This window comes from Phenylobacterium sp. (assembly GCF_030654915.1).
Taxonomy (GTDB): domain Bacteria; phylum Pseudomonadota; class Alphaproteobacteria; order Caulobacterales; family Caulobacteraceae; genus Phenylobacterium.
Window position 1 is genome coordinate 1 of the sequence record NZ_JAURWM010000333.1, and the last position, 9,848, is coordinate 9,848.

Sequence of the window (9,848 nt, forward strand, 5' to 3'; positions counted from 1 at the left end):
ACAAGAAGCTGCGCGAGAACCCCTCGCTGATCCCGTCGATGGTCTCCGAGACCATCCGCTGGCAGACGCCGCTGGCCCACATGCGCCGGATCGCGACGCAGGACTACGAACTGGGCGGCAAGACCATCAAGAAGGGCGACAAGGTCGTCATGTGGTACGTCTCGGGCAACCGCGACGACGAGGTCATTGATCGTCCCAACGACTACATCATCGACCGCGAGCGGCCCCGGAACCACATCTCCTTCGGCTTCGGCATCCACCGCTGCGTCGGCAACCGCCTGGCCGAGCTGCAGCTGAAGATCATCTGGGAAGAGATCCTCGCGCGCTTCCCCGACATCCAAGTCGTCAGCGAGCCCAAGCGCGTCTTCTCGACCTTCGTGAAGGGCTATGAGTCGATGCGAGTGATCATCCCCTCGCGGCTCTAGGATATCCTAGACCTCTCCAGACCCGGCGGCGGCGCGAGTATCTCGCGCCGCCGCTTTCGTCATTGGGACAACGAACGCCCTGGACTTGCCCTGCCGTCATTCGGTTAGATTCCCCCGAAACCCAGGGAGCCGGCCAACGTGACCCCCACGCCGTTCGATATCGAGGCCCATGTCCAGCGCCTGACGCAGGATGGCTACACCATTATTGAGGACTTCGCCGACGCCGACGCGTTGGGCGAGGCCCGCCAAGCCTTGGCGCCTCATCTAGGCAGCCATCACGGCCGCAACATTTTCGAGGGCTTGGCGACCGAGCGCGTCTACACCCTGGTCGCACGCGGGCCGGTGTTCGAGCGCCTCACCGAAGAGCCCCGGCTGCTCGCCCTACTCGACCATTTCCTCCAGCCCGGCTACCTGCTCACCGCCAGCCAGGCGATCTGCATCTATCCCGGCGAAGTGGCTCAGGGCGTACACTCCGACGACGGTTTTTATCGTCAGCCCCGTCCACGGCCAGCCATAAGCCTGTCGATGATCGGCGCCATCGACGCCTTCACCGACACCAATGGCGCAACGGACATCATTCCCGGCAGTCATACCTGGAGCGACGAGAAGCTCGCCACCATCGACCCGCGCGAGGCAATCGGGATGCTGCGGCCGGTGACCATGCCCGCCGGGGGCGCCGTCATCTTCCAGGGCACCCTGCTCCACCGCGGCGGAGCCAACCGCAGCCAGGCGCCGCGGCTGGCCTACACCAACCAGTATTGCGAGCCCTGGGGCCGAACCCAGGAGAACTTCTACCTGGGCGTCCCGCGCGAACGGGCCAAGGCGATGTCGCCGCGCCTGCAAAACCTGCTCGGCTACAACATCTGGCCGCCGTTCATGGGCCAGGTCACCGGCTCCCACCCGCTCAAGAGCCTAGAAGACGGGTGGATCGCGCCGGTGGATCGTTAGCCCAGGTTCCGCCGATAAAGCGCCACCAACCGCTCCCAGTGCCGTTCAGCGGAGGGCTTGTCGTAGGCGGCGCGCTGCGGGAAGGCGAAACCGTGCTGGGCGCCGCGATAGAGTTCGACCTCGGCCCGGACATCGCCCGCCTTCAAGGCGACGTCCAGCGCTTGGACTACCTCCAGCGGCGCCCAGCGATCGATCTCGGCGCAGGCGAAATAGAGCTCGGCCTCCGCCCTTGAGGCCACGATGTGCGGGCTGTCGCCCTTGTCGGTGACCAGGAAGGTTCCGTAGATCGAGGCCGCCGCCGCGATCCGCCCCGGATGGCGCGCCGCCGCGTTGATGGCGAACTGCCCGCTCATGCAGTAGCCGACGCAGCCAGCCTTGCCCTTCGAGGCCGCCGGGTCCTTGTCGGCATAGGCGAGCAGCGCGTCCGTATCGTCCATAACTAGCGGAATGGTCAGCGCGTTCATCAATTCGAACACTCGCTTGTGCTCGGGATCGGCTCGATCCTCAGCCGTCATCTCCAATACGCCGGCGCGATAGTAGAGGTTCGGCAACATCACGTAGTAGCCGCAGCTGGCCAGCCTGCGCGCCATGTCGCGCAGCTCCTCACGGATCGCCGGAGCGTCCATGTAGAAGATGATCAGCGGATGGGGTCCGCCGCGTTCGGGATGAACGATGAAGGTAGTGGTCGCGCCATCTTCAGTCGCGATCTCGACGGTTTGCTCGATCATGTGAGGTCCCTAGGGCTTCGGCGGCGGGTTGTTGCGCAAACGAGCCAGTTCCTTCTCGACCATCCGCTCCCGGTAATCACCAGCATGGGCGTAGACCGAGAAGCCGTGAGCGAGCAGCCCAATTCCCCATCCCGCCATCGGCCAGACAAACCAGAGATAGCCGGGCGAGGTCGCCAGATTGATCGCCACCAATACAGCGTTGACGATCGCATAGACCACCAAGTGACTTCTAAAGCCCAGCTTTGCGTCCGCCCGTCGCTCGGCGAGCCTGCGGAGCCTTAGTTCCTCGTCTTCAGCCATGACGTCGCTCCGATTTCGATGCTCGATCTCAATCCAGTTGGGGTTGGCCCCCTAGCCTCGCGGCATGACGATGCAGGCCCGAGCCAGCGACGCCCGCGTCAATTCCCGGCGGCGCAGGAACACCTGCATCGCATCGGAGGTCGGATCGCGGGAGACCTGCCATTCGCCCAGATCGCGATAGCGGGTCATCAACAATAGCCGACGCGCGCCGTCGGCACGTTCAGCCTCGCTCTCGGCGGCGAGGAACAGGCCATAGATCTTGGTCTCGAACCGCCGCTCGAAGTCGGGCCAAGCCTCGCCCGACAAGCGGACGAACTCGTCGACCGCCTCGCCATCGATGGTGAACCAGTTGTGGACGTAAATCCCGCCCGGCTCTGGCCTGATGTCCTGCGTCGGACGCAGGGTCGGAGTCAGGCGGTCGACGGTCTCAGCCGGCACGCCAAGTTCGACCCCGGCCCGCGCCAAGACCAACGCCTCGTTGGAGGCGAAGCCCAGCAGAGGGGCGAACACCGCCACCACATCGGACGTGGCGTGCAGCCGGTCGGCGAGCGCCTTTTGGGCCGTGCGTTCACGGCCCAATCGGAGTTGGAAGTAGTCGTATTCCAAAGCCTTAGCCCTAGAAATTGACGCGCGACGAGATCGCGCCATCAATCAGCATGTTGATGCCGGTGGTAAAGGCCGAGCGCGGGCTGGCCAGGAACACGGTCGCGGCGGCCACCTCTTCCGGCGTCGCCATCCGGCCGGTCGGGTTGCGCTTGATCATCTGCTCGAAGAACTGCGGCATGCCGGCCTTCACATTGCCCCAGACGCCGCCTTCAAAGAACACGGTGCCCGGCGAGATCACATTGCAGCGGACATGCTTAGACGCGTTTTCGCGGGCCACGCCCTTGGCGTAGTGGATAAGCGCGGCCTTCATCGCGCCGTAGGACGAGGGATTGTCGGCCTGGGCCGCCGAAACCGACGAGGTGATCAGGAAAGCCGCGTCACCATTCGTCTCGCCCGCTTTCAGCAGGAACGGCTTGGCCGCTTCGAAGGTACGGACAGCGCCCATGACGTCGATGTCGAACATCGCCTGCCACTCGTCCTCGCCGTTCCCCTGAACCAGGGCGCTGGCGTTGGAGACCATCACGTCGATGCCGCCCAGGGTCTCGCCAGCTTGCTGGACGAAGGCCTTCAGGGCCGGGCCATCGGCGATATCGACGACCTGGCCCCAGGCGTGCACGCCCTTGGCCTTCAGCGCTTCGACGGCGGCGGCGACCTGCTCGGCGTTGCGTGCGCAGATCGCGACATCGGCGCCCTCGTCGGCCAGAAGATCGGCGATAGCCCGACCGATGCCCCGCGACCCGCCAGTAACGACCGCCTTCTTGCCCTTAAGACCCAAGTCCATGTGCAGCTCCCTGATTTTCTCGTTGGCGATGTTCTAGCGCGACCTTCCGCCGCTGCGCCACAGAAGCCGAGACTTGACATCGTCGGCCTAGCCCTTGACCTGTGAGCAGATGCTCACCCCGGCCCTCACCACCAAGGACAAGCTGCTGCGCGCGGCCCTTGAGATCGTCGCTCGCGACGGCTTCGAGGCGGCCACGACGGCTGCGATCGCCAGCTCGGCCGGCGTCGCCGAGGGCACGCTATATCGCCACTTTCCATCGAAGGACGACCTGCTGATCGAGGTCTATCGTGGGATCAAGCAGAGCGTGTTCGAGGCCATCAGCGATGGCGAGCACGGCGACGAAGCCCCCGACGCGCGGGCCAAACGGGTCTGGCGCAAGCTCTACGACACCTATCGCGCCGACTCCGACGCCTTCATGTTCGGCCAGCGCTTCGCCGAATCCGCGCTCTCCAAGCGCGAAGGCGGCGCGGCTCATGAGGCGATCTCCGGAGCGGTCAGGCGCCTGAGGGCGGCAGGGATTGAGCGCGGGCTGTTCAAGGACCTGCCCGGCGACCTGCTGGCCAACCTGTTCTTCGCTCCGGTCGGCTACATGCTGAAGACCGAACTGAAAGGCCGCCGCTGGAGCGAGGCCGAACTGGACGCCGCCGCCGAGGCCGTATTGGACTCCTGGCGCGCCTGATCTTTTCGAACCTATTCTGTCGGTGGGCAGCCTCGCCGTTCGTCCTCTGCTCGCAACCCGCGACAAGGAGACCCTGATGGCGACCACGACGAGCAGCGGCTACGTCACCAGCGACGGCCTAGACGTCTATTACGAAATACACGGCGGCCTACCCGACCGTGCCCGCACGCCTTTCGTATTGTTGCACGGTGGGGCGGTGACCATCGAAGCCGCTTTCGGCGAGGAACTGCTGCCGAGGCTGTCGCGCCTGCGGCCGGTCATCGCCATGGAGATGCAGGGTCACGGTCACACTGGTGATCGCAAGGGGCCGATCACGCTGGAGCAGATGGTGCAGGACGCCTCCGCGGTGCTCACCCACCTTCAAGTGCCCAGCGCGCACTTCGTGGGCCACAGCCTAGGCGCCCTGGTCTCGTTCGGCGTCGCGATAAGCCATCCTGAACAAGTCGCCAGCATCACAGCGATCGGGGCGACCTACACCTTCGACGACATGTTGCCGGAGTTGGTGAAGCTGCAGCGCGATCCCACACATGAGCCATCGGCTGAACTCATCCCCCTGCTGCCGACGCCCGAGGAGTTCGCCGCCTGGACCGACAGCTTCCGCCGCACCGCGCCCGATCCGGACGCGTTTGAGGACATCCTGGGCAGGCTCAATATCATGCTGGCGCAGTGGCCGGGCTGGCCGCGGGCCGACATCGCCGCCCTGAGCGCGCCCGTCCTGTTAGTGATCGGCGACAACGACTTCGTGCGGATCGACCGGGCCGGCGAAGCCGCGCGCCTGATCCCCGACGCCCAACTCGCGGTGTTGCCTGGCACCACTCATATGAGCGTCGTCCGACGCGGCGCCTGGCTGGTTCCCCTGATCGAAGCCCGGATCGCTGGCGGCTAGACCCTTCGCCGCTCCCGGCGCGACCACGACGCTCGCGCCAAACAGTCCAGGTGCGCCTCCGCCGCCTCAAGCAGGATGCGCCCGAGTTTGCGGTCCTGCAGGTCTGCCCGCACGGTCAGCATGCCCAGGCGCCAGGCTCCGTCGTTCGCCGGCTTCGTCGCGCGGGTCAGAAGCACCGCCTCGGCCATGTAAATTCACGGGCCGGGGCGCGGACGCCAGCCGAAATCACGCCAGGAACAAACGCCCTCCCCTTGACGCTTTCGAGAACGGAAGCTACTTATCGCTTTGTGAGTGAGCACTCACATCCCCCACAATCTGTATCTGCGGAGACCTGCCATGATCCGTCGGGAAATCGGCCGAACCGGCCGCGAAGTGAACGCCATCGGCCTCGGCTGCATGGGAATGTCGATCGCCTATGGCGAGCCGATGGACCAGGGCGAGGCGGTCAAGCTGCTGCATGCCGCCCTCGACCGCGGCGTGGATCACTTCGACACCGCCGAACTCTACGGCTTCGGAGCCAATGAAGAGCTGTTGGGCGCGGCCTTCCACGACCGCCGCGACAAGGCCTTCATCGCCACCAAGTTCGGCCCGGTCGGCGACCTGAAGGAACGCACCGTGCGCGGGGTGGACGGCTCGGAAGCCAATATGCGCCGCGCCATCGAACAATCTCTGCGCCTCCTGAAGACCGACCACGTGGACCTCTACTACCTGCATCGCAAAGATCCCGGCCGCCCCATCGAGGAAACCGTCGAGGCGATGGCCAAGCTGGTGAAAGAAGGCAAGATCGGCGCGATTGGCCTGTCGGAAGTCAATGCCGACAGCTTGCGGCGGGCCCAAGCCGTCCATCCCATCGCCGCCGTGCAATGGGAGTATTCGATCTTCACCCGCGACATCGAACGCGAGGTGCTGCCGCTGTGCGTGGAGACCGGTGTAAGCGTGGTCGCCTATTCACCGCTTGGCCGGGGCATGCTGACCGGCGCCTTCACCCGCGACCACAGACCCGAAGGCCAGGACTACCGCGCGGTCGTCTCGCCACGATTCAAGGGTGAGGCCTATGAGGCCAATATCAATCTGGTCAAAGAGATCGAGCGTCTCGCAGAGGCCAGGGGCGCCCAGCCCGCGCAGATCGCGCTGGCCTGGGTGCTGGCGACAAAGCCCAATGTCGTGACCATTCCTGGCACGACCAAGCTGGCGAACCTGGAGGCCAACCTCCAAGCAGCCGAGATCAGACTGACGGCCGACGAGACCGCCAGCCTCGATGGCTTGGCCACGAAGGTGCAAGGCGAACGCTACGACGAACGCGGGATGACGCTCGTCGACGCCTAGGGAACCCAGCAGCCGCCGTTCCGTTTGCGTTCCCTGACGGAACGACGGCAACTTCCCGCAATGGACGTGACTCATATCCTCATCGTCAACGCAGTGGGCGTTGCGGCCTGCTTCCTAGCCCTGTGGCTGATTTCGATCCGCCTCAAGGACGTGAGCTTCGTCGATAGCTGGTGGGCCATCGGCATGGTGGTCGTCGCTTGGACGACCTACCTGCTCACCGGGGGCCACGGGCCGCACGCCATCGCGCTACTGGCGCTTTGCACCGTCTGGGGGCTCCGGCTCGGTCTCCATCTATTCTCGCGCTGGCGGAAAGCTGGCCCTGACCATCGCTATGTCGTCATGCTCGGCAAGGCGCAGTCCGAGCGTGGCTGGAGCTTCGCCAAGGCCTCTCTGATGATGGTCTTCGCCATGCAGGCGCCGCTGCAACTGATCGTCTGCCTGCCGGTCCAGCTCGGCCAATACGCACCGACGACCGCGCTTGGACCGCTGGCCTGGGCGGGGATCGTCCTCGCCGTCGTCGGGATCGCCTTCGAGAGCATTGGCGATCTCCAGCTCGCGCGCTTCAGAGCCAACCCACACAATCGCGGCGAGGTCCTGGACACCGGCCTCTGGCGCTATACGCGGCACCCGAACTATTTCGGCGACGCCTGCGTCTGGTGGGGCCTCTACCTGATCGCCGCCGAGACCGGCTGGATAGGCGCGGCCTCGATCCTGGGTCCTGTCGTCATCACCGTCCTGCTCACCAAGCTGAGCGGCGTCCCTACCCTGGAGGGCCCGATGCGCCGCAAGCGGCCGGGGTATGAAGCCTATATCCAGCGGACATCGAGCTTCATCCCCCTGCCGCCCCGCGCGCCCAGAGGCTAGGGCACGGTCTCCGGCTCGAGACCTGGCGTCGGCGAAGGTGGAGGCTGGCGATGTTGACCGACCTTGGGCAGGAAAGCGGCCAGCAGGCCGATCGCCGGGAGGAACGCGCAGACCCGGTAAACCGTCTCGATGTTGGTGGCGTCGGCGAGCGCGCCCAGCACGGCCGCCCCGATCCCGGCCATGCCGAACGAGAACCCGAAGAACAGCCCCGAAATCATGCCGACCCGACCGGGCGCCAACTCCTGGGCATAGACGACGATCGCCGGGAAGGCCGAGGCCAGGATCAGGCCGATCACCACCGTCAACGGCAGGGTCCAGAATTCATTGGCGATGGGCAGCAACAGGCTGAACGGCAGCACGCCCAGGATCGAGAACCAGATCACGTACTTGCGCCCGAACCGGTCACCCAGCGGCCCACCGGCCACCGTGCCGACCGCCACCGCGCCCAGGAACGCGAACAGGTGGTACTGCGCGACCTGAACCGAGGCTCCGAACCGGTCGATCATGTAGAAGGTCAGGTAGTTCGTCAGGCTGGCCAGATAGACGTACTTCGAGAAGATCAGGGCCAGCAGAATCGCGATGCCAAACATCGCCTGGCGGGTCGGCACTGGCGCCTGCGTCTCACCGCGCTTGGCGGCGGCCTGCAGCCTGACTAGGCCATGAGTGCGGTACCAGTTGGCCACGTTCCACAGAATGGCCCCCGACAGCAGGGCCAGCAGAGCGAAGAAGGCCAAGCTCGACTGGCCCCAGCGCACCACGACCACAGCCGCGGCCAAGGGACCAAGCGCCGAACCGGCGTTGCCGCCGACCTGGAACAGCGATTGCGCCAAGCCAAACCTGCCGCCTGAGGCCATGCGGGCGACGCGCGAGGACTCCGGGTGGAAGACCGAGGAACCCATGCCCAGCAGGCAGGCCCCGACCAGCAGCATCGGGTAGGAGTGTGCCACCGACAGCACCACGAGACCCGCCAGTGAGAACAGCGTGCCTGCCGGCAGCGCCATGGGCGTCGGCCGCTTGTCGGCATAGAGGCCGATCATCGGCTGCAGGATTGAGGCGGTGAGTTGGTAGGCGAGCGTGACCACGCCAATCTGCCCGAAGGTCAGGCCGAACTCGACCTTGAGGTTCGGATAGATGGCCGGAAGCAGCGACTGCATCATGTCGTTGAGCAGGTGGCAGAAGCTGATCGCGAGGATTACGCCGAAGGCGGTATCCGCAACCGGTTGGCCCGCTGGTTTGACTGAAATGGTCTGCTCGCTCATCGGAGGCTCCAAACTGATGGGCGTCGCTTAGGCGCTTCGCGGTTCGCCCGCATTCCCTTATGGGTCTTTCAGTTTTGCGAGTGGGACAATGACCACCTGGATCGATCCGAACGACTATCAGGACATCCCACGGCCGGTCGTCGCCATCGGCAATGACTATCCACCTTCGCATGAGCTGGAGTGGCATTCGCACCTACGCGGCCAGCTGCTCTATGCCGCCAAGGGGGTCGTTGCACTCTCGACGCCGCACGGCGCCTGGGTGGCGCCGCCCGAGCGCGCCGTCTGGACTCCGGCCGGCGTGCTGCATTCGGTGAAGATGGTCGGCGCGGTCAGCACCCGCAGCGTGCTGATCGATCCCGGAACCTGCGCCACGCTGGGCGATCAGAGCCGGGTCATCGGGGTTTCACCTCTGCTGCGCAGCCTGCTGGTCGAGGCCTGCGAGATCGAGCGGGAGTACGATCTGGATGGGCGCGACGGCTTGGTCATGTCGCTGCTGATCGCCGAACTGGAACGAGCGCCGGTGATCCCGCTCGCCGTCCCCTTCCCGATGACACCGGCCCTGGTGGCCAGGTGTCATGCTTTCCTGGAGCAGCCGAGCCCGCACGACACCATCGACGGCTGGAGCGACGCCTTGGGGATGGGCAGGCGCGCCTTCACCCGGCTGTTCCGGCGTGAGACGGGAATGAGCTTCGCCGAATGGCGGCAGCAGGCCTGCGTCCTGGTCGCCCTGCCCCGGCTGGCGGCCGGCGACCAAGTGACGGCCATCGCCCTCGACCTCGGCTACGAGAGCCCCGCGGCCTTCGCCACCATGTTCAAACGCCTGCTCGGCGTCGCGCCGAGCCGGTATCAGCCGTAGAGGCCGCTCACCCCACCTCATCATCCTGCGGCCGCAGGCTAATCCGTGGAATGACGAGGTGGGGTGAGTAGCCTAGCCGAACGTCCCCGCGAACCGCTCGCGCAGCAGGTTCTTCTGGACCTTGCCCATGGCGTTGCGCGGCAGCTCATCGACGAAGAACACCCGCTTGGGCGCCTTGAAGGCCGCGAGC

General features: G+C 65.6%; 13 protein-coding genes. 7 read left to right on the forward strand and 6 right to left on the reverse strand.

Annotated elements, in window-relative coordinates; all coding sequences use genetic code 11:
• Positions 1–425: cytochrome P450 (locus tag Q7T84_RS17335; protein ID WP_304811320.1), on the forward strand; the 425-nt coding region annotated here is incomplete at its 5' end.
• A gap of 138 nt (positions 426–563) precedes the next feature.
• A complete protein-coding gene (locus Q7T84_RS17340) occupies positions 564–1,373 on the forward strand; it encodes a phytanoyl-CoA dioxygenase family protein (protein WP_304811322.1) in 810 nt (269 codons plus the stop codon).
• Here Q7T84_RS17340 and Q7T84_RS17345 read toward each other — a convergent pair.
• From Q7T84_RS17345 to Q7T84_RS17360, 4 genes are read right to left on the reverse strand one after another with little or no spacing between them, the layout of a single operon-like run.
• Positions 1,370–2,101 carry a dienelactone hydrolase family protein gene (locus Q7T84_RS17345; RefSeq protein WP_304811325.1) on the reverse strand — a complete coding sequence of 244 codons (732 nt, stop codon included), beginning with the start codon at positions 2,099–2,101 and terminating at the stop codon, positions 1,370–1,372. The genes Q7T84_RS17340 and Q7T84_RS17345 overlap by 4 nt on opposite strands.
• 9 nt (positions 2,102–2,110) lie before the next feature.
• The gene (locus Q7T84_RS17350; RefSeq protein ID WP_304811327.1) at positions 2,111–2,401 is read right to left on the reverse strand and encodes a 2TM domain-containing protein; all 291 of its coding nucleotides are present in this window, start codon (positions 2,399–2,401) and stop codon (positions 2,111–2,113) included.
• 51 nt (positions 2,402–2,452) lie between these two features.
• Positions 2,453–3,007 carry a hypothetical protein gene (locus tag Q7T84_RS17355; RefSeq protein ID WP_304811329.1) on the reverse strand — a complete coding sequence of 185 codons (555 nt, stop codon included), beginning with the start codon at positions 3,005–3,007 and terminating at the stop codon, positions 2,453–2,455.
• Between the two features lie 10 nt (positions 3,008–3,017).
• Positions 3,018–3,788, reverse strand: a complete 771-nt coding sequence (locus Q7T84_RS17360; protein ID WP_304811331.1) for an SDR family NAD(P)-dependent oxidoreductase — start codon at positions 3,786–3,788, stop codon at positions 3,018–3,020.
• 109 nt (positions 3,789–3,897) lie between these two features.
• Here Q7T84_RS17360 and Q7T84_RS17365 point away from each other — a divergent pair, with 109 nt between their 5' ends.
• Complete coding sequence (locus Q7T84_RS17365) at positions 3,898–4,467, forward strand: TetR/AcrR family transcriptional regulator (protein ID WP_304811333.1); 570 nt, start codon at positions 3,898–3,900, stop codon at positions 4,465–4,467.
• Between the two features lie 76 nt (positions 4,468–4,543).
• The gene (locus tag Q7T84_RS17370; RefSeq protein WP_304811336.1) at positions 4,544–5,353 is read left to right on the forward strand and encodes an alpha/beta fold hydrolase; all 810 of its coding nucleotides are present in this window, start codon (positions 4,544–4,546) and stop codon (positions 5,351–5,353) included.
• Here Q7T84_RS17370 and Q7T84_RS17375 read toward each other — a convergent pair.
• Complete coding sequence (locus tag Q7T84_RS17375) at positions 5,350–5,541, reverse strand: hypothetical protein (RefSeq protein ID WP_304811338.1); 192 nt, start codon at positions 5,539–5,541, stop codon at positions 5,350–5,352. The genes Q7T84_RS17370 and Q7T84_RS17375 overlap by 4 nt on opposite strands.
• 148 nt (positions 5,542–5,689) lie before the next feature.
• Between Q7T84_RS17375 and Q7T84_RS17380 the strand changes: the two genes are divergently transcribed.
• A complete protein-coding gene (locus tag Q7T84_RS17380) occupies positions 5,690–6,679 on the forward strand; it encodes an aldo/keto reductase (protein ID WP_304811340.1) in 990 nt (329 codons plus the stop codon).
• Positions 6,680–6,739: 60 nt separating this feature from the next.
• Positions 6,740–7,543: a DUF1295 domain-containing protein gene (locus Q7T84_RS17385; protein WP_304811342.1), complete on the forward strand. Its 804-nt coding sequence runs from the start codon at positions 6,740–6,742 to the stop codon at positions 7,541–7,543.
• Here Q7T84_RS17385 and Q7T84_RS17390 read toward each other — a convergent pair.
• The gene (locus Q7T84_RS17390; RefSeq protein ID WP_304811348.1) at positions 7,540–8,802 is read right to left on the reverse strand and encodes an MFS transporter; all 1,263 of its coding nucleotides are present in this window, start codon (positions 8,800–8,802) and stop codon (positions 7,540–7,542) included. The genes Q7T84_RS17385 and Q7T84_RS17390 overlap by 4 nt on opposite strands.
• Before the next feature lie 88 nt (positions 8,803–8,890).
• Between Q7T84_RS17390 and Q7T84_RS17395 the strand changes: the two genes are divergently transcribed.
• The gene (locus Q7T84_RS17395; RefSeq protein WP_304811350.1) at positions 8,891–9,658 is read left to right on the forward strand and encodes a helix-turn-helix domain-containing protein; all 768 of its coding nucleotides are present in this window, start codon (positions 8,891–8,893) and stop codon (positions 9,656–9,658) included.
• The last annotated feature ends 190 nt before the right edge of the window (positions 9,659–9,848 follow it).